Source organism: Streptomyces peucetius (assembly GCF_025854275.1).
GTDB lineage: Bacteria > Actinomycetota > Actinomycetes > Streptomycetales > Streptomycetaceae > Streptomyces > Streptomyces peucetius_A.
The window spans coordinates 4,888,942-4,907,709 of sequence record NZ_CP107567.1 but is presented as its reverse complement, the minus strand read 5'-3'; the positions used below and the strand labels follow the sequence as shown (position 1 = coordinate 4,907,709).

The following is an 18,768-nucleotide window of genomic DNA, read 5'->3' as shown; positions in this document are numbered from 1 at the left end:
ACGCCGCCAGCTCGCACCAGACGGTCTTGCCGCCGGGCCACTGCGTCACGCCCCACCGCAGGGTCAGCGCGTCGAGCAGAGTGAGGCCCCGGCCCGACTCGTCGTCGGCGGTGGCCGTCCCGCACAGGACGGGCAGGGCACGCGGGTCGGGGTCGGTGACCTCCAGTCGCGTACGGCCGCCGTCGCAGGACACGCGGACGGTGACGGGGGCACCCTCGCCGACGTGGCGGATCACGTTGGTGACGAGCTCGCTCGCACACAGCTGGACGTCGGCGGCGTGGTCGCCCAGGGCGCGGCGTACGCCGGACACTGCGGCCGGGGTCGCGAGCAGGTCCAGCGTCAGGGGCGGCCGGCTCATCACGCGACTCCCTTGCGGAGGGCGGCGATCAGCGTCCGGGCGGTCAGCAGGTTGCAGTTGCCGAGGGAGATCAGCGGCCGGGCCGGGTAGCGGGCGGCGAAGGTCGGCAGGTCGACGCGGAGGGACGGGAGCGTGATGCCGTGCTCGGCGAGGACGGCGCGCAGCTCCTCGGTGCAGTCGTCGGCTTCGGAGTGGTCGTACATGGGTGGGCTCACACCTTCCAGTGCGCTGTGTGACGAACTGCTCACAGCGTGGTGCCGGGCGGCGTAGCGTGAAAGAGGTTCTGGCTCCCGGCCCTGAACTGCACGTGTGCGCGGTGCGGTTGGTAGAGGCCGGGGAACGCCGGGGAACGGGCGGTACACGGCACCAGGGACGGTGGGCGATGGGGCAGCGCAAGGACATCGACGGCTCGGCGAGCGTTCCGACCTTCTACGGCAGCGAGTTGCGTTGGAAACGGGAGGAGGCGGGCCTCACCCTCCAGCAGCTGGTCGAGGGCAGCTTCTACGGCCCCAGCCACCTCAGCGAGATCGAACGCGGCACGCGCCGGATGCCGGCGGAGCTGGCCGAGCACGTGGACCGGGTGCTCGGCACGGACGGCTTCTTCCGGCGGCGCTGCGAGGACGTACGGAGGGCGAAACGGCGGGGCCACGCAAGCTACTTCGAGCGGGTCCTGGAGGCGGAGAAGCACGCGGAGACCATCGAGGAGTGGTGCCCGACCCTGATCCCGGGCCTGCTCCAGACGGACGCCTACGCGCGGGCGGTGGTGCGTTCGGCGCATCCGCTGGCGCCGGACGAGGAGGTGGAGGAGAAGGTCAGCGCCCGGATGGCACGGGCCCGTCTCTTCGAGGACAACCACAGGACCCCGGAGTACTGGGCGATCCTGCCCGAGTCGCTGCTGCGCCAGCCGATCCTCCCGCCGGAGCAGACGGCCGAGCAGCTGGAGCGCATCGCGGCGCTGGCACGTCGCCACCGGATCCTTCCCCAGATCCTTCCGTGGAACTGCGGACCGCACCCTCTCATGCTGGGTACGGCGATGGTCATGACCTTCCCCGACGCTCCTCCCCTGGTCTACACGGAGGCGCAGTACAGCGGGGACACCATCGACGATCCGGCCCTCGTGAAGCAGTACCGCAAGGCATACGATCGGCTCAGGGCCGCCGCACTGCCACCGGAGGCGTCCCTCGCCCTGATCGAGCAAGCGGCTGAGGATGACCGAAATGGCAAGCAACGGGATTGACTTGAGCGCCGCCGTCTGGCGCAAGAGCAGCTACAGCAACGGCAGTGGCGGGGACTGCGTCGAGGTCGCGGAGGCGTTCCCCGGCGCGGCCGCCTGGCGCAAGAGCACGTACAGCAACGGCGACGGCGGCAACTGCGTCGAGGTGTGCGACGCCCACCCCGGCGTCGTCCCCGTCCGCGACTCGAAGGTCCCGAGCGGCCCGGTCCTCACCGTCCCGGCCCCGGCCTGGACCGCGTTCGTGGCGTCCCTCAAGGCGACCTCGTAGGAACTCTCCGGCCGGGGCCAGGGGCTGGGGTTACTTGTCCACCTCGGTGAGCTTGCGGTCGTTCAGCGGCTGGGTCGGCCGGTTGCTCTTCGGGAACAGCTCCTTGTACGTGGCCACCTCGTCCGGGGCGACCGTGACCGGGTCCTTCAGGACGGTCCACTTGACGCCCTCGGTGCAGGGCGGGGTCGTCAGTGACCCCTCGTACCGGTACTGGTCCCGGTCACCGGGCAGGAAGGCGGTCAGGTCGAAAGCCTTGGTGATCTTCGCCGTGGCGCCCTCCTTGGTCGGCAGCCTCTTGAAGAGGTCGGCGAAGGCCGATGCGCCGGACTTCTCGTCCATCAGCACGGCCAGGACGGCGAGCTTGCCGTTCTTGTCCGCGTGCACGAAGTGCAGCTCCATCGCGGTGTGCTCGCCCTCCTCCGTGTGCTCGCTGGGGAGGTGGAAGTGGAACTGCTTGAGCTCGTAGGAGGTACCGTCGATGACGATCCTGCTGCCCGCCGGGACGTTGGCCTGGATCGTGTGACCGTTGTTCACCAGCTCCGCCGTGACGGGTCTGTAGTCGATCGTGACGGCCTTGTCGACCGGGGCCTGAACCGCCTTGTCGTCGTCGAGGTCGATCGGGGACTGCTCGCGCCCGGCCTCACACGCCTCGAAGTCCTCTGCCAGGGTCGCCCAGTTCGCCGGGCCGTCGGCTCCCTGGTAACCCCAGTGGGCCCCTTCCTTCTTCTCGCCCTGCCCGCCCTTTCCGTCCGAGTGGGGCGATGCGACCGCGGCCGGTGTCACCTTCGCGTCAGCCCCGCCGTCTCCACTTGAGCAGGACGTGGCCGTGAAGATCGTAAGAGCGGTGACTCCCGCTGTCGCAGCCATGCGTATGACACGTGAGGACATGCTTGTTTCCACCTCGTGGAGGTCGTCTGATCTTCGGGTTCGGCCACCCGCTGGGTGCCGACCTCCACTGTTCGACCTGTTCGACCAGCACGGAGACAAGCAATGGACAAGCAAGAACCAACAAGGGTAAGGGTTCGTACAAAAAGGTTCTGAATCTGTCAACCGGCCAGGCGCGGTCCTCCCGCGCCACGGTCAGTTCTGGTTGACCGGCCAGACCGCCGCCGGATCGCAGTGCGCCGGGCCGCCCAGGAGGTAGACCTCGTTGCCTAGGAACAGCCCGTAGGTGTCGGTGCCGGCGCTGTAGGGCTGTTCCGGAAGGCCGGGGTGGACGTCGAACTCCCAGCCCTCCGGCACCTGGCAGACGAACGCCATCTCCGTGCCGCACGCGCACCGGTAGTACTCGGGGAACTGGGCCCAGGACGGGACGCCGCCCACCTTGAAGCCCTGGGCACCGCGCTCCCGGTCCGGTGTGTCCACGAAGGGCCGCAGGGTCAGTGGCAGGGCGCGTACCGCCGGTTCGACGTCCGCCGTGGGCCGTACGGCGTCGCGCTGGAGCAGCACACGCCAGAACGTGCCCGGCCAGGGCGGCTGCGGAGCCTCCCAGTACCGGGCCACGAGCCGGCCGTCGTCCATCACCGCGTCCATCACCGGGTCCGACGCCTCGTTGTGCGCGCCGCAGTGGAAGACCAGCAGGTGGTCCCCGCCGAAGGGCTCGACGTCGGCAGGTACGTCGAGCTGGAAGAACAGCGCCATGCGCTCGCCGCAGAAACAACGCGGCCATTCCTGGCCGTCGTCGAGGAACGGCCGGCCGCCCACCGAGTTCCGCGCCGGGCGGTCCAGCGACTCGGTGCCGACCTCGACCATGTACGCGGGCCGTACCGCCTGTGCCTTCCCGGCTTCGTCCTCGACCACCGGGTCACTCTACGAGGGCATTGTCGGCTTGCCGCCCGCCGGTCCGGCCGGACAGGAAGCCCGCATGCTCAGAGGCAGCAAGATCGGGCCGTGCACCCCGACGGCGGCGGCGACAGGACGCGCGGGACGGCGCCCGCGGCGTCAGTCGCCCGAGAACCCGAAGATGCCCACGTGGGTCGGCTCCGGCTCGTCGCCCGCGTACAGGAGGACGTACAGGCCGGTCCACCGCATGCAGCACTCGTCGATCAAGGTCTCCGCGGGTTCGGGCCGCTGCCCGACCGTGGCGCCGAGGTCGAGCAGTTCCTGGAACCGGGCGGGTGTGGGCCGGTCGGTGCCGAAGTGGCGGGCCAGGCGGTCGTGCGCCAGCGGACGCAGCGTCCCGTAGTCCTCGACGTCGCTCGGAGACGGGGCGGCGGTGGAGTGCACGACACGCATGATGTCGAGGATGGAGTGCGTGCCCTCCTCGCCCATGAACTCCTCGGCCGCCCACAGGTCGTCGAGACAATCGAACGTGTCGTCGTCGCCGTACAACTCCTCGAAGACCTGCCGGTGGAGTGCGTCCAACGACTTCTCGACGCTGCCCGTGTACGGAGTCACGTAGTCCCAGCCGCTGGCACCCATCGCGCCACCCTCCCCCTTGGTCGGTGCATCCGCCCCCAGGCTAAGGAGACGCACTGACAATGCCGTGCCCCGGCTCACGGGCCGTGCGGCGGGACGAACGGGCTCGGCACCTGCGTCCAGACGGCCACCGAGCCGTCACGCGTAGGTCCGCCGGATCACGGGACCGCGGGGCCGCCGAGGTAGTCGCCGTTCCGGTCGTAGGGCCACGCGTTGGCGACGCAGCCCTTCAGGCCCTTGATCTGCTGCATCATCGCCGGGGCGGGCATTCCCGGTCCGGGGCAGGTCTCGTGGCCCCGGCCGATGCCGTGGCCGACCTCGTGGTTGATGATCAGCGCCCGGTAGTCGCCGATCGGCCCGTCGAACTCGGGCGAGCCCTTCACCCAGCGCTTGAGGTTCACCACCACGTTCTCGCCGACCCGGCAGTTCACCTCGCCCCGGGTCCGCAGGCCGGCGGCCCCGCAGATCCGGTCCACCGTTCCCGGCGTCGCGATCTTCACCGCGAGGTCGTACGTGCCCGAACTCACCCGCCGGAACGAGTGGACACCGTCACGGGTCCAGCCCCGCTCGTCGGCGAGGATGGCGGCGATCTCGGCCGCCGCGTCGCTCGCTCCGATGTCGATGCCGTCCTCGACCATCACCTTGTAGCGCACCACCTTGCTGCCGCTCCCGACAGCCGAGCCGCCCGTGCCGGCCGTCGTGAACGTACCGGGGCCGGTGGCGGGGACGGCGATGACCTTGTCGGCGTCCGGGGACGCCGACGGGGACGGGGACGCGGACGGACCGGTCTTCGGGGACGGGCTGCTCTTGAGGGACGGACTCGGGGTGCTGCTCGGCGACGCGCCGCCCGAATCGGCCCTCAGCGGGGCGGCGGCGTCCACGGCGCCGTCGGCCGCCGAGTCGGCGCGGGTCTCCTGCCAGTGCGCGACGGCGACGCCGCCGCCCAGCGCGGCGAAGACGGATATGCCGATCGCCATCCCCCGCACCGCACCCTGGCCGCCGGAGCGTCTGCGGCTACGGGCACGGGTGCGACGCCTCCGGCCGCCGCCGGCGGACGGGGCCGGCCGACGCCGACGGGATGCTTGCCGACCCACGGCAGACCTTCCTCCATGACTGAGCGGCACCGCGCGGCGACGTACGGCGCGGCGGGCCGATGACTTCGTTCGGGTTCGCCTCGGGCCGGGTCCACTCCCGGCGCCCCCGGCTACGAATCCCTCGCGGTCCGGAGCGGGACTGCTCACCTGATCTGAACAGGAAAAGCATTAGACGAACATACATGCGACCGTCAAACCGGCGGACCAATTCGACCAATTCCACGCATCACCCTCTATCCGGGCGTGCGGTCCCTCAAGACTCCCCAGACAGACCGCCGGACTGGCGCGAGCACAGAAGCCGTGGAGCTCACCGACCGGCCTGAGGCGAGGGACGAATCCGTCGGTCCGCTCACAGAGCCCACCAGCAATACACACCCAGGCCACCGGCCCGCGCGCGCCCGGCAAGGGCAGCCAGGGCCTCGAGGACACCCAGCGCCGCCCGTTCGTCGAGCCGCAACTGCGCCGGTTCAGCGGTCGCGGACCACCGCTCGGCAGCGCGCACGAAATCTGCTCGCGTCGCTCGCGCGAGAGCCTCGACCAGGGTGTCCGACAGGCTGAACACGAAGGGGCCTTCGTCCTGCGGGGAGGACAGCAGCTGCCCGGCTCGCGGGCGGCGACCGGCTTCCTCGTACGTGCAGTTCGTCAGGACCGCTTCGAGCTGAGCGATGGCGACGACCGGGTCGATGTTCTTGAGGTGGACCACGTCGAACCCGGACTCGGCCGGTCCTCCGGGCCGTTCGACCACCGCAGCAGCGGTCCGGTCGTCGACGGCGGAGAAGTAGTCGCACAACGTCATGCGCCGAGTCTGGCATTCATGACTGACAGCCCCAGCGGCCCGATGGGGCAGAACCCGTCAGCAGATCCGTGATTCGCCGGCCCGCGGCGGCAACGGCACGTTCTGGTCACGCAAAGTTCAGGAACATTTCGTTCCGGGCGTTCCACGACGCGTACGGCCGGTCCAGGTGTCCAGGAGTCCGCAGACCGCAACGCCGGTGATGAGGAACCCTGCCATGGCCGACAGCAGGGCCACCTCTTCGTACGACCGAGGGGTCACCCGGACGGCGGGGACCGCGCCGGCCGCTGCGGCGAGGATCGCGCACCCGAGCCAGGCGGCCAGCCGGAGGGCGGCGCGGACCCGGGGCCCGGCCCCGTCCCCCGTGCCGGGCACCTCGGCCAAGGCGTCGCGGCCCGCCTGCACGCATGCGACGACGGATGTCAGCGCCCCCGCCGCCAGGGCCAGTCGCGGTGTCCCGAAGAGCAGCCCGTAGCGCACCACCAGGGCCGGTACGAAGAACAGGACCAGCCAGCGGCGCAGCGCGTGCGCCACGAACGACAGGGCCGGTGTCGGGGGCCCCGTCCGCGTCGGGAGACGCGAGGCGGCCGTGTGCAGGCAGACCAGGACGGCCGCGGCCGCCAGGGCGAGCGGCAGGCGGTCGTTTAGCCGGCCCAGGTTGTACAGCAGCGCGGTGTCGTACACGACGAGCACCAGGCCGCCCAGCGCCCCCAGCCAGCCGATGAACATCAGCAGGCCGGGCACGGAGGCCGTCACCCGGGTCGTCGCCGTTTCACGCGCCGCCACACGGGCGATCAGCCACGGAGTGACCACCGCAGACACAGCGCGGATCACCACGTCGTCGACGGTGTACGGATTGCGCAGATCCCACTCGACCAGGCAGAACACGACCGTGTACGACACGGCCGCCGCCGGGAGCAGGGCCGAGCGGGCGATCCGCCGGTACAGGTCGGCGTCCAGCCGGCGCACCACGGTCACGAACGCCAGGAGCACGAAGGGGAGTTCCAGGAACGCCTGGACACGCAGCACGCTGGGGGCGAGAAGGCCGGGCGCGGGGAAGACCTCCGCCAGGCCGCGCAGAGCCGGATTCGCCGTCGCCAGGTCGAACCACCCGGCGGGCAGATACCGCGCGATGAACGACGCGTCCCCGTCATGGACGCGCAGCACGTACACGGTGAACAGCACCTGGTTGACGTAGACAAGGCCCGTCACGAGCATCAGCAGCACGGCCGGGGACACCGAACGGGCCGCCGGTCCGGCCGTGCCGGGACGACGGGCCAGGGCACGCGGCGCGATCACGAGGGCCGAAGCGACCGACGCGACCACCACCGCGTCCACGAGGACCCGCACACCTGTCATGTTCCGAAGCACCTGCACAGCAGCGAGTGTCACCTTTCGTTCCCCTCCCGAAGGAGTCGCAGTGCGAACTCCGGACGGATCGAAAGCCGCAGCCCGAGCGCAAGCAGGGCCACGCTGCAGGCACTGCCGCCTCCCAGATGGGTGCGACGGCATCTTGGTCACCGCAGGAAATGCTTGTCCACGCCGGTGAACTGCTTCTCGTCGTCGGAGCCGTACGCCGAATACCCGTACGTCGCCCTGGTGTTGCCTTCGTCCTTCGTGATCGCCTCCACGTCACCCTTGGGGTGGTAGAGGAACTGCGAGTACTCCTTCGTCGCATCGGCGTTGTGCTTGATCTGGGTCAGCTTCTGACCCCACGGCGAGTACTGGTAGGACTTGGTCGCCTTGTCGGCGACCTCCTCCCGCAGCACCTTCGACTCCATGCCCAGGTACGTGAAGAGCGTCGTCTTCCCGCTCGTCCCGGACGTGGCCTGCTGCACCGTGCGGTCGAACGCGTCGTACTCGTACGTCGTCGACACGGCCGACGTTCCGGTGCCGGCCGTGTGCTTGGCGATCCGGTCGAACCCGTCGTACGAGTACTTCTCCTGCACCGACCCGTTCGACGAGACCGTGTCCAGACGGCCCAGCGGGTCGTAGTTGTACGTGGAGGCGACACCGCCCGCGGACGTCTTCAGCAGACGGTTGCGGTCGTACGTCGACGTGGACGTGACCGAGCCCACCGTCTGCTCGACGATGTTCGAGTTGCCGTCGTACGCGTACGTCTCCGTGCCCGCCGCGTCGCCGGTCTTCGTGACCTGCGCGATGCGGTCCTGCGGGTCGTAGGTGAACGCGGAGACGGTGTCCAGGTAGTCCGCCGTGTTGTCGGCGTTCATCACCTTCGCCGTGTCCTTGGAGCGGTTCCCGTTCGGGTCGTACTCCAGGTCGTGCGAGGCGACCAGCGTGCCGCCGCTCTTCTTCTCCACCTGCGACTTGACCGCGCCGTTGAGCCAGTACGCGTAGTCGACGGTGTTCCCGTTCGGCTTCGTCTGCTTCAGCGGCTGGCCGCGGTCGGTGTAGGTGAACGTGGTGATCTGCTGGTTGCCCGCCGTCGGCGAGTCCGCGTTCGTGATCTTGTTGATCATGTCGCGGATGTCGTACTCGGACTTCGACCACGTCACATCGTGCGTGGTCTCCACCGGGTTGCCGTTGACGTCGTAGGCGAGGGCGGTCGTGTTCTTGACCGTCGTGCCGAGCTTCTCCTCGACCTTGGTGAGCTGGTTGAGCTCGTCGTAGGTCATCGAGTAGGTGTCGGTCTTCGCACCCGGCGACAGGTCCTTGACCTCGGTCAGCGGACCGTTGACTCCGTACCGGTAGGTGAAGTCCTTCTTCTCGTTGTCGGTCTCGCCCGTGTTGGAGCGGACCAGCTTCAGGCCGTCGGCGACGACCGTGCCGTCGGCCAGGTCGGACAGGGTGACCTTCTGGGTGCCCGACGCCGTGAAGGAGTACGAGCCCAGTGAGACCCACTCACCGGAACGGGTGGTCTGGTCGACGGGCTTGGTGACCTCGCCGCCCGCGTGGGTGATCTTGAACGGGGCGTCGGTCGCCGCGCCGGTCACGTCACCGTGCCGGACGAAGACCTCGTACGTGCCGTCCTGCGGGATGTTCAGCTGCCAGGTGAAGGAATCGAGGCCGAGTCCCTTCGGGTGGGTACGGACGTCGTAGTCCCACTGGAAACGGGTCATCGGTGCAGCGGCTCGGCACCGGACGCGATCATGTCCCCGATTGGGGAATGCGCCGCGCGGTCGACCGCGCCAGGTGTCGAGGAGTCCAACAGAACGCGACGCATGTCACCAGGAACGCCACCGTCGCCGACAACGCGTCGCCCAACCGCGCATAAGGGTGCGGCTCCGGCAGACAAGCTGCCGGAGCCGCACCCTTGCACAACCTACTTGCCGCGAGCGGCAGTAATCCCCTGAACCATGCGCCCTATTGCTTCAGAATACGGATTCTGTCGAAATTCCGGATACCGATCAATTATATGATCCAGAACTTCCGTGGAGAACCTGGAGGCTGCTTCCAGAAATTCTTCCGCGCCGCATGAACCTGAAACGGGATCCCACGAACGCAACACCTTCACATCTGCACCCTGCGGAGTGAAGTAGATCAGCATGCTGCTCTCGGTAAAACTGATTTGACCGCTTTCTCCGCCCGCAACAGAACGCGCCGCCAGCAGTGTGCAGTGTGTGAAGTCGAGAAGCGGCACTGGAAACGTCTCGGTTTTGAAGCCATCCGCAGCCAGGGACACGCGGGCCTGGAAGTAGGCGTAGCGCAGGTCCATCTCGCTGGCCGTGGCCAGTGCGGCGACCTGCTTCTCCGAAGGCTCACGCATCGATTCTCGATCGAACTCAAGGAGAAACATTCTTTCTCTGAACCCTTCGTACTGTTGCGAGGAGTGCCTGCGCCGGCAGGTTTCCTGCCGGCGCAGGCACCGGAACGGTATCACGCTGAGTGGCTACGGAATGGGGTGAGCAGTCCGCAGGCTCCCGTCCGGATTGAGGACGACCTTGATTCCATATGCCGTCTTGTGCGACAGTCCCTGACTCTGCTTGTCGCTCAGAACCCCGACACCGTTGGGACCGGCATTGACCCGCCCCTCGTAGACCCAGCCGTCACGGTCTCCGGTGTTCTTCTGTGCCTCATTGTTCTTCACGACCTGCTGAATCCAGGCCTTGACCTTCTTTTCCTTCCCAATGAACGCTCCCTTCCACTCCGCGTCGTAATCCTTTCCTCCGATCCGGTGACCGTCGAGCACATGCTGCCAGCCGTCGAATTTTTCCGTCGACCAAATGACGTCCGGGTTTTGTGCGCCCACGTCGGTGGACTTGCCGGAGCTTGAGCCTCCGCCCCCGCCCCCTCCGGTGCTCTCCATCCGGGCGATGCTGTCCCCGAGCCCCATGGCACCGTGGACGGAGACGAATGCGCCCGCCGTGATGAGGCTGGCGCCACCGGCCACACCGGCCACGCTGGCGATGCAGATCGTGCCGAGGGTAGGAATGGCCCCCGCGGCACATCCGCCCACGGAACCGGCGACGAGCGCGGCACCGCCGGCCATGGTGCCGACACCGGCAGCCATTTCGAGCAGGCTGCCGGCCGCGTCCGACAGCGCGTCGGAGTTGTGGTCGGCCCACTCCAGGGTCGAGTCCAGAGCGTCCCCGCCCGCGTCAACCGCGTCCTCGCACCAGCCCCAGCCGAAGCAGTGCCCGTCGAGTTCGACCCGGCTCACGGGGTTGCCGCCGGTGAACGCGTATCGGTTGCCCGTGTAGGGGTCACTGCCGAGCCCCATGTCCGCCAGCGCCCCGTTGTACATGTCGCGGGTCGTGAAGCGGTTCAGACCGGGGTCGTAGTCACGGAAGCCCATGTCGTAGGTTCCGGACTGCGCGTCCCAGCGCTTGGCGTTGTAGCGGTAGGGGTTGTACTCCTCCTTGGCGGAATCGGCCGGGTCGGGCTTGTCGACACCGGTGAACTCCGACGTGTCGTCGGAACCGTAGGCGGTGTAGCCGTACGTGGCCTTGGTGTTGCCGTTGCCGTCGGTGAGAGTCTCTACGTCGGTGTGGCTGTTGTAGCCGTAGTACCCGTCCTCGGTTGTGCCGTCCGAGTTGTGCTTGATCTGGGAGAGTCGCTCACCCCACGGGCTGTACTGGTAGGACTTGGTCAGCTCACCGGCGACCTCTTCGTTCAGCACCTCGCTGGACAGTCCGAGGTAGGTGAAGTCGGTGGTCTTGCCGTCCGCCGTCTTCGACCTGGTGCGGTCCAGCGGGTCGAAGGTGTAAGTGGTCGACTTCAGGGCTCCCGTGTCGTCCATCTTCTGGGATTCCACGACGTGGTCGAAGCCGTCGTAGACAGTCCGGGAGATGACCTGTCCGCCGCTAGTGATGGAATTCTGGCGGCCGAAGGGGTCGTAGTTGTAGTCCGCCATGGTGCCCGAAGTCGTCGCGCTCAGCAGCCGGTTGCGGTCGTAGTGGAACGTCGTCGACGTGCCCTTGACGGTCTGGCTGATGACGTTGGCGTTGTCGTCGTGGACGTACGTTTCCGTCCCTGCACCGTTACCGGTCTTGACCAGCTTCGCAAGCCGGTCGACGGGATCGTAGGTGTAGTCGGTCGTGGAGTCGAGGTACGCCGCGTGGTCGTCGGCGCTCATCTTCTTCGCGATGTCCTGCGCCTTGTTGCCGTTGGGGTCGTAGGCGTAGGTGTGCGAGGAGACGAGGGTGCCGTTGGACTTCTTCTCCGTCGCCGACTTGACGACACCGTCGCGGTAATAGGTGTAGTCGACGGTGTTGCTGTTGGCCTTGGTCTCCTTCAGTTTCTGGCCGCGGTCGGTGTACGTGTAAGAGGTTGCCTTCGGTGAGGTGTCCGTGGCCGTCTTCCCGACCGTGACAGTCTTGACCAGGTCACGCACGTCGTAGGTGTAGGCCGAGTGCTGGTCGGGGTGGGTGACCGTCTCTGCGAGGCCGTTGGCGTCGTAGGTGTACGACGTCGCCTTCTTCTCCTGGCCTGCCAGCGCCTCGGTCACCTTCTGGACCTGATTGAGCCCCGTGTAGGTGATCGTGTAGGCGTCGATGCGGGCGTCGGACGAGGTGTCGTCGATCGACGTCATGTTGCCGTTGACGTCATAGGTGTAGGAAAAGCTGCGCTTCTCCGTGTCCGTCTCGCCCGTGGTGTCACGGACAAGCTTGACGGCGTCGGCGACCACGAGCGCCGAACTGTTCTGAGACAGCTTCAGCTCGGCCGCATTGCCCTGGGTGAAGGTGTACGAGCCGAGACTGACCCAGGTACCGGTGCCGGCGTTCTGGTCCTTGGTCACGTCCACCGAGCCGGTGGCGTGTGTGACGGTGTACTTCGCCGTGGTCGCGGCGCCAGTGACCTTCGGATACTTCACGTACGCGGTGTACGTGCCGTCCTTCGGGATGTTGAGCGTCCAGGTGAAGGTATCGGTTCCGGTCCCGGCGGCGTGGACCTGGTGGTCGTAGCCGTGCTGGCCGGTGGCGTCCCCCTTTGCCCACGTACCGGTGGAGGACGTGTTCTGAGTGTCCGAATTGTCGACCAGGACCACCGCGCTGCCGACCGGGACGCCGTCGTCCGACTTGGACTTGAGCTTGCCGTCCGGATAGTACGACCACGTCATCGCGCGGTTCGAGGGGCCCCCGGCCGATGTGAGGGTCCGGGCCGTCTGCTGGCCCAGTTCGTTGTAGTCGTACGTAGTGGTGATGTCCCACGGGTCGCTGGAGGACTTGGTCCAGCCGTTGTCGAAGTAGCTGTACGTGGCGTCGTTGCGGACCGTCTGACCGTCCGACGGCGGCAGCGACGTCTTCGCCACTCGGCCTACGGCATCGTAGAACGTCTGGATGTAGACGTTCGGGTCGTTGTAGCGGGCGTCGTTCGGATCGTACGGCTGGTACCGCTTCACTGGACGATTCAGGGCGTCGTACTGGGTCCGCGACGTGAAGTCGTCCGCGACCGCTGTCTCGACACCGCGAGGCGTGATCACCTTGGTGGTGTTACCGGCTTGGTCATACTCGTACTTCGTCGTCCGGTAGGTGATCGGGGATGTGCCGTCATGCGGGACCTTCACCTCGGTCCGCATACCCCGTTCGTCATAGGTGACGGTGCTGGTGTTGTTCTCCGCGTCTGTCATCGACACGACGAGCGAGTCCTTGTCATAGGACTGCCTGGTCGTATGCCCTGCCGCATCGGTGACCGACGTGACCCGGTGATTCAGATCGTAAGTGGTCTTCGTGGTGTAGTCGGTGGCGTCGGTGGTTGCGTTCTTCTTCGGATCAACGACCAGCGTCTCGTTGCCCACATTGTCGTACGCGTATGAGATCTTGTCTCCGACGGCGTCCTCGACCGTCGTGAGCTGATAGATCTCGTCGTACGTCAGGGTCGTCACGAAGTCCGACGGGTCCGCCGTCGTGAGCGTGCCCTTCGGTTCCGTGACAGTGCGGACGTTTCCGGCCTTGTCGTATGTGTAGGTCGTCGTTCTCGCTGCCGCGGCCGACGTGTCCTTGGGATCCGACGTGGACACGGCCTGGTCCGCCGCGTCGTAGACCGCGTTGTACATCGCCCCGTTGGTCGCGGTAGACGAGGTGACGTTGTCGTTGGCGTCGTAGACCGGGGCCGGGGTGGTGATCAGGTCACCTGTGGCCTGGTCCTTGGGCACGGTCTTGACCAGCGGACGTCCGAAGGTGTCGTACGTCTGTGTGGTCTTCTTGCCGAGGGCGTCGGTGACCTGGGTGACCTGGCCGCGCTCGTCGTAGACGAACGTCGTCGACTTGTTCAGCGCGTCGGTGATGGTGGCCGGGTAGCCGGTGGGGCCGAAGTCGCTGTTCGTCGTCGGGTTGCCGTTGGCGTCGGTCGTTTTGGTCATCTGGCCGTAGGCGTCGTACTCGTACGACGTGGTGTAGTCACCCGTCGTCGTGGTGGCGACGCCCTTGGGGTCGGTGACCGTCTTCAGGTTGCCGAAGGTGTCGTAGCCGAACTGCCACTTGCGGCCCTCCGGTGAGGTCTTGGTGAACAGGTCGGCGGAGAAGCCGTCCAGACGCGTCTGGTAGCTGTACTGCTGCGAGTTCGGCGGGTAGGTGCCGGGCGCGCAGTCCGACGACGGCGGGACGCCGGCCTTGTTGTTCTCTGCGTCGCGCTGCCAGAGCGGGTAGCCCGTCTTCTGGTCGTAGCAGTACGCGGTCTTGGCGCCGTTGGCCTCCTCCAGGTACGTGACGTTGTTGTCGGCATCCCACGACATCTTCGTCGTCTGCGCCTTGGCGTTGGTCGTCTGGACCGGGCGGCCGAAGTCGTCCGTCACGTAGTCGGTGGCGTGCGACTCGGCGTCGGTGACCTTGGTGTCGGTGAACTTCGTGTTCGTGGCGTTGACCGCGTAGGTGAATCCCGTGGTGCCCTGCAGACGGTCGGTGATCGTCTTGGTCCACCAGTGGTACTTCGGGTCGTCCCCGGCCTGGGGCGCGTAGTACGCCAGGTTCGTGGCGTTGCCGCGCGGGTCGGTGGCCTTGACCAGCTTGACGTTCTTGTTCCCCTGCGTGGCGTCGTAGGTGAACGTGAAGTTCTTCGGCTGGCTGGAGCCGACGCCGTCGGTGATCTGGCCGAGCAGGCCCTTGTCGGTGTAGTAGAAGGCGATCTTGCGACCGGAGATGTCCGTCATGGACTTCACGTGGTCGTAGATCTTGGAGTTGGTCAGGTTCGAGCCCGTGACCTTCGCGCCCGTGTCGTCGATGTACTCGTAGGACGCGTCACCCTTCTTGTAGTAGTCGACGGTGAGCGACTGACGGCCGGCCGGGTCCGTGATGTAGGTCAGGAACTTGGTCGGCTTGTTGTTGGACTTGCGCTCCTCGTACGTGAACGTCTGCGTGTTGCCGTTCTTGTCGACAGTCGACGTCATGTAGCCGTCGCAGCCGAACAGGAACCGCGTGCCGTCGGGGCGGGTGAGCGTCCAGGCGTCCGGGACCGGGTCCTTGGTCGGCTTGCAGTCCAGGCCCGACTTCATCGTGACCTTGTAGTGGACACCCGCCGGGGCCTTCCACACGCTGTTGACGCTGTCCCAGCGGAAGACGTGCGTGGTGCCGTCACCGTCCGGGAGACGGATCTCCGTCGGGTTCGGGTTGGGGTGGAAGTCCAGCGGCGCGCCGAGCCGGATGGGTCCGGCGGCCTGGAACGACCAGCCGTGTCCGGCGACCGTGTCGCTCGTGTCGAGGCTGTTGTAGGCGAACCGGGCGAACGTGCTCAGTCCCCGGCCGGGGTTGGTGAACGCGTTGTACTGCCACACGGTGTTGCCGGCGGCCAGGTTGTTCATGACCGTGGAGCCGGCGCCGGTGTTCTTGCCCGTGTAGGAGTAGAACTTCTCCAGGCCGAGCTGGTTGGAGGTGGGGTCCTCGACCGCCACGTTCTGCTTCAGCGCCGGGATGCCGCCGGTGCCGGCGGACAGCCAGGTGCCGTCGGAGATCTTGCGGACGTCCCAGCCGAGCACGTACTCGTTGCGCTTGTTGCCGGAGTCCGAGTTGATCGGGGTGGCGACCTGGGCCTGGATGGTGGCCGACTTGCCCGGCGCCAGGGCCGGGATCGGGGTGGCGAGCTGGTTGCCGCCGGTGGTCACGTCCGTGCCGTCGGGCAGCTTCCAGGTGTAGGACAGCTCCCGCTCACCCTCCGTCCACTGCGAGGACGTGGTGTTGGTGACCGTGAAGTCCACCGTGTAGGTGGTGTTCGGGGTCATCCGCGACGGGGTGGTGGGCGCGTAGTACGTGGACTGCGTGGTCGAGTCGACGTAGATGACCTGCATGTACGGGCGCAGCTGCGGGTCGGCCGCTTCGGCGGACAGGAACAGGGTGCGCTCCTGCGGGCCGGAGGAGGACTCGTCCTGCAGCCTGACCGCGACGCCCTTGTTGCCGGCCGGGTTCTCCACCCAGCTCTGCATCAGGCTGGTGGCGTCCCACCAGTGGCGGCCGACGTCCGACATGTTGGCGACCGTGTCGGAGACGGCGGCGTTCATGTCACCGCCGGGGCTGGTCCAGGCGGTGGTGGAGGTGGCGTTGTTCCACGTGGCGCTGGTTTCGGCGAAGTCCCTCGTGAGGGCGTGGAGTTCGTAGATCGCTCCGGTGCTGCCCGTGGTGGTCTCCGCGCCCCACATGTACATCCGGTTGTTGAGCACCGTGGCGGTGGCCGGGATGTCGCTGGTGGGGAACTTCAGCACGGCGCGGGTCGTGCCGTAGGTGCCGGAGTTGTTGCCGACGCTCAGCCAATTCTGGCCGACGCCCCAGGACTGGATGGTGTCCTGGTTGGTGGTGGGCTGCTGCGAGGAGAGGGTGGTGTCGGTGACGCCGCCCTGGCTGCCCTGGATGATCTTCATCGTCCGGCCGGCCTTGGGAATGCCGACGACACGGGTCGGGGACCCGAGCAGGTCACCGTCCTCGGTCTTGACCGCGATCTGGTAGTAGTACGACTTCCCGATCTCGCTCGAGCTCGAGTCGGGTGTCGGGACCGCGGTGGTGTCGGTGTAGGCGGTGGCCGCCTTGTCGATCGGCGCGATCAGCGTCGCCGCGGACGGGGTGAAGTCCTGCTGCGTGGAGCGGTGCAGCTGGTACTCGACGATGTCCGCGCCCGTGTCGCCGCTGGTGTTCTTGTACGCCGGCCAGTGCAGCTCGGGGCCGGTGGAGTGCACGACGGTCGGCGAGTCGAGCGCGGTACCGACGCGGCCCCAGGTCACGGTCAGACGCGGGATGCTGGAGGTTTCGCCGCCGTAGTAGCCGTCACCGGCCTCGTAGCGGGGACCGCCGAGCGGTGCGGTGGACGACTCGTCCTTCGCCGTCAGCACGAAGCCGTGATTCGCGGTGCCGTTGACCCACTTCTGCACGGTGTCGGCGACCGGGAACTCGTGCCACTGGTTGTACTCGCCCTTGTTCTTGACGATCTGGGCGGGGTTCACCAGGCGCACCGCGTCCGCGACGACCGCGGTGGAGGTGGAGGCCGGTCCGTCGCCGAGGACGACCTTGCCGACGGTGCCCTTGGTGAACGGCAGCTGCTTGCCGCCGTTCAGCGAGGTCCACACACCGTTCGTGCCGGCCGACTGGTCGACGGTGAAGGTCTGGCTGCCGTCGCGGTGGGTCACCGTGTACGGGGCGTTCGTCGCCCGGTCGGTGGCCGGCACGTAGTGCACGTCGACGCGGTAGGTGGCCGTGTCGGTGACCTTCGGCTGCCAGGTGTACGTGTCGCCGGCGACCGAGTCCTTGTTGTAGTGGTAGTCCTGGCCGATCGCGTACTGGGTCAAAGTCGAGCCGGACGCCGGCCAGACACCCGTCGCCGCGGTCGTCCCGGCGTCACCGTCGTCCGCCTGGACGCTGGTGCCCGACAGCTCACCGACGAGGCCGCTGGTGTTGGACCAGGTGGCCGTCGACTCGTCCCAGGCGCCGGTCGCGCGGTGCGCCTCGATCGTGACGTCGTTGCCGCCTGTGGTGTGCGTCTGGTCGAAGTAGACGCCCAGCCGGGCGCCGTCGACCTTCACCCCGGCCGGGATCTCGTCCAGCGGGAACTTCAGCAGCGACCGGGCCTGGGCGCTGCTGGAGGTCTTGCCCACGGACAACTTCCAGGACGAGTTGAAGTTCGTCGAGGCGGAGTCGGACAGAACCATGGTGTCCTGCGAACCGGACGGCGAGGGCGCGATGGTGATCGTCGGGTCGACCACCACCGGGTACTGGCGCTCCTTCGCCGCCAGCCACTTCGCGTCCGGCGTGACGGTCAGCTTCCAGCCGTCCCCGTCACGGGTGAGCTTCTGGCTGACGGCGGCGCTGTACTCGAACCCGTACGGCGAGGACGCGGACTTCTTCGCGTCCGTCATGTACGGGGCCGGAATGACCAGCACCGGCGTGTTCGGCAGCTCGCCGAAGAACGCGATCGACCCGTCCTTGCGGGCCTTCGGCGTCAGGCCCTCGGTGTCCAGGGTGAAGGTGTACGTCACCGGACCGTCGGGCCGCTCGGCCAGGACGATGTTCTCCTTCACCCGGCCCGGACCGACCCGATACTCCAGATCGGCGCCGTTCACCGCACCCTGGTAGGTGACCGTGTTGCCCTGGGCCTCGGGCTTCAGGTTCTTCGCCGCGCCCTCGATGCCGAGAGTGACCGACTGGCCGCCCTCGGCCGTCTCGAAGCGCAGCAGCTTCTCCGGGTCGGAGCCGAACCAGCTGCGGCCGGTGTTCGCCGTGTTGGCGAAGTCGAAACCCTTGGCCCTGACCGCCCTGACCCGGGTGTCGATGCTCTTCCAGGACTGGGAGGCCTTGTCCTTGTAGGAGGTCGGCGCGGCCGACAGCTCTGCCTCGACCCGGCCGTCGGAGAGCTGCCAGAAGCGCGCCGAGGGCGTACGGCGGGAGGTCAGTTCCTTGACTCGCTCCGCCTTCGGATCGTTCTTTCCCTTGGCGAGCTTCTGCCGGTCGGCTATTCCACGATTGCCGTAGGAAGGCGGCTCTTTGTTTTCCTTGCCGTCATCTTCGAACCACTCGGCGACGGTATCGACAATTGACTCGCCGTCGTCCTTCTCGGGCTCCGAGGGTGGGGCCGCATAAGCGACCTGCGGAAGTAGCGTGCCCGCCACCGCCGCGACCACCAGACAGGAGAGATATCTCCTGTATGGCACCTTCACGTCGTTGCCTTTCGACATCGGCGGCCGGCCCCGCCGCAGGCGAAACGGGCACGCCGAACGAGCCGGAGCAGGGG

General features: G+C 67.4%; 12 protein-coding genes and 1 pseudogene. 2 read left to right on the top strand and 11 right to left on the bottom strand.

Going from position 1 to position 18,768, the window contains the following annotated elements; genetic code table 11:
- Window positions 1-28: 28 nt before the first annotated feature.
- Both OGH68_RS22685 and OGH68_RS22680 read right to left on the bottom strand, forming a co-directional pair.
- Window positions 29-358 (bottom strand): annotated as a pseudogene (locus OGH68_RS22685) (ATP-binding protein); the annotation flags it as partial.
- Complete coding sequence (locus OGH68_RS22680) at window positions 358-561, bottom strand: hypothetical protein (protein WP_264246740.1); 204 nt, start codon at window positions 559-561, stop codon at window positions 358-360. The pseudogene OGH68_RS22685 and the gene OGH68_RS22680, both read right to left, overlap by 1 nt.
- Before the next feature lie 179 nt (window positions 562-740).
- Here OGH68_RS22680 and OGH68_RS22675 point away from each other — a divergent pair, with 179 nt between their 5' ends.
- Together OGH68_RS22675 and OGH68_RS22670 are read left to right on the top strand one after the other, a co-directional pair.
- Window positions 741-1,595, top strand: a complete 855-nt coding sequence (locus tag OGH68_RS22675; RefSeq protein WP_264246738.1) for a helix-turn-helix domain-containing protein — start codon at window positions 741-743, stop codon at window positions 1,593-1,595.
- Window positions 1,576-1,860, top strand: a complete 285-nt coding sequence (locus OGH68_RS22670; RefSeq protein WP_264246737.1) for a DUF397 domain-containing protein — start codon at window positions 1,576-1,578, stop codon at window positions 1,858-1,860. Before OGH68_RS22675 ends, OGH68_RS22670 begins: the two co-directional genes overlap by 20 nt.
- A gap of 30 nt (window positions 1,861-1,890) precedes the next feature.
- On the opposite strand, the gene OGH68_RS22665 is transcribed toward OGH68_RS22670, so the two are convergent.
- The 9 genes from OGH68_RS22665 to OGH68_RS22625 all read right to left on the bottom strand — a co-directional run bounded on the left by OGH68_RS22665 (window position 1,891) and on the right by OGH68_RS22625 (window position 18,712).
- Window positions 1,891-2,748: a carbonic anhydrase gene (locus OGH68_RS22665; protein ID WP_264246736.1), complete on the bottom strand. Its 858-nt coding sequence runs from the start codon at window positions 2,746-2,748 to the stop codon at window positions 1,891-1,893.
- 192 nt (window positions 2,749-2,940) lie between these two features.
- Window positions 2,941-3,660: a hypothetical protein gene (locus tag OGH68_RS22660; RefSeq protein ID WP_264246735.1), complete on the bottom strand. Its 720-nt coding sequence runs from the start codon at window positions 3,658-3,660 to the stop codon at window positions 2,941-2,943.
- 141 nt (window positions 3,661-3,801) lie between these two features.
- A complete protein-coding gene (locus tag OGH68_RS22655; protein WP_264246733.1) occupies window positions 3,802-4,281 on the bottom strand; it encodes a hypothetical protein in 480 nt (159 codons plus the stop codon).
- A 155-nt stretch (window positions 4,282-4,436) separates the two neighbouring features.
- Window positions 4,437-5,255, bottom strand: a complete 819-nt coding sequence (locus OGH68_RS22650) for a DUF3152 domain-containing protein (RefSeq protein ID WP_319020234.1) — start codon at window positions 5,253-5,255, stop codon at window positions 4,437-4,439.
- A gap of 466 nt (window positions 5,256-5,721) precedes the next feature.
- The gene (locus OGH68_RS22645; RefSeq protein WP_264246731.1) at window positions 5,722-6,168 is read right to left on the bottom strand and encodes a hypothetical protein; all 447 of its coding nucleotides are present in this window, start codon (window positions 6,166-6,168) and stop codon (window positions 5,722-5,724) included.
- Window positions 6,169-6,285: 117 nt separating this feature from the next.
- Window positions 6,286-7,524 (bottom strand): hypothetical protein, encoded by a 1,239-nt coding sequence (locus tag OGH68_RS22640; protein WP_264246730.1) that lies wholly within the window; start codon window positions 7,522-7,524, stop codon window positions 6,286-6,288.
- A gap of 158 nt (window positions 7,525-7,682) precedes the next feature.
- Complete coding sequence (locus OGH68_RS22635) at window positions 7,683-9,245, bottom strand: hypothetical protein (protein WP_264246729.1); 1,563 nt, start codon at window positions 9,243-9,245, stop codon at window positions 7,683-7,685.
- Window positions 9,246-9,448: 203 nt separating this feature from the next.
- Window positions 9,449-9,922: a hypothetical protein gene (locus tag OGH68_RS22630; protein WP_264246727.1), complete on the bottom strand. Its 474-nt coding sequence runs from the start codon at window positions 9,920-9,922 to the stop codon at window positions 9,449-9,451.
- 93 nt (window positions 9,923-10,015) lie between these two features.
- Entirely contained in the window at window positions 10,016-18,712 is an 8,697-nt protein-coding gene (locus tag OGH68_RS22625; RefSeq protein WP_264246725.1) for a DNRLRE domain-containing protein, read from the bottom strand.
- Window positions 18,713-18,768: the final 56 nt, after the last annotated feature.

Excerpts from the sequence above, each read along its gene's own strand:
- OGH68_RS22655 (WP_264246733.1), bottom strand. The coding sequence starts at position 4,281 with ATGGGTGCCAGCGGCTGGGACTACGTGACTCCGTACACGGGCAGCGTC.
- OGH68_RS22680 (WP_264246740.1), bottom strand. The coding sequence starts at position 561 with ATGTACGACCACTCCGAAGCCGACGACTGCACCGAGGAGCTGCGCGCC.
- OGH68_RS22640 (WP_264246730.1), bottom strand. The coding sequence starts at position 7,524 with ATGACAGGTGTGCGGGTCCTCGTGGACGCGGTGGTGGTCGCGTCGGTC.
- OGH68_RS22635 (WP_264246729.1), bottom strand. The coding sequence starts at position 9,245 with ATGACCCGTTTCCAGTGGGACTACGACGTCCGTACCCACCCGAAGGGA.
- OGH68_RS22670 (WP_264246737.1), top strand. The coding sequence starts at position 1,576 with ATGGCAAGCAACGGGATTGACTTGAGCGCCGCCGTCTGGCGCAAGAGC.
- OGH68_RS22665 (WP_264246736.1), bottom strand. The coding sequence starts at position 2,748 with ATGTCCTCACGTGTCATACGCATGGCTGCGACAGCGGGAGTCACCGCT.
- OGH68_RS22645 (WP_264246731.1), bottom strand. The coding sequence starts at position 6,168 with ATGACGTTGTGCGACTACTTCTCCGCCGTCGACGACCGGACCGCTGCT.
- OGH68_RS22630 (WP_264246727.1), bottom strand. The coding sequence starts at position 9,922 with ATGTTTCTCCTTGAGTTCGATCGAGAATCGATGCGTGAGCCTTCGGAG.
- OGH68_RS22650 (WP_319020234.1), bottom strand. The coding sequence starts at position 5,255 with ATGGCGATCGGCATATCCGTCTTCGCCGCGCTGGGCGGCGGCGTCGCC.
- OGH68_RS22675 (WP_264246738.1), top strand. The coding sequence starts at position 741 with ATGGGGCAGCGCAAGGACATCGACGGCTCGGCGAGCGTTCCGACCTTC.
- OGH68_RS22625 (WP_264246725.1), bottom strand. The coding sequence starts at position 18,712 with ATGTCGAAAGGCAACGACGTGAAGGTGCCATACAGGAGATATCTCTCC.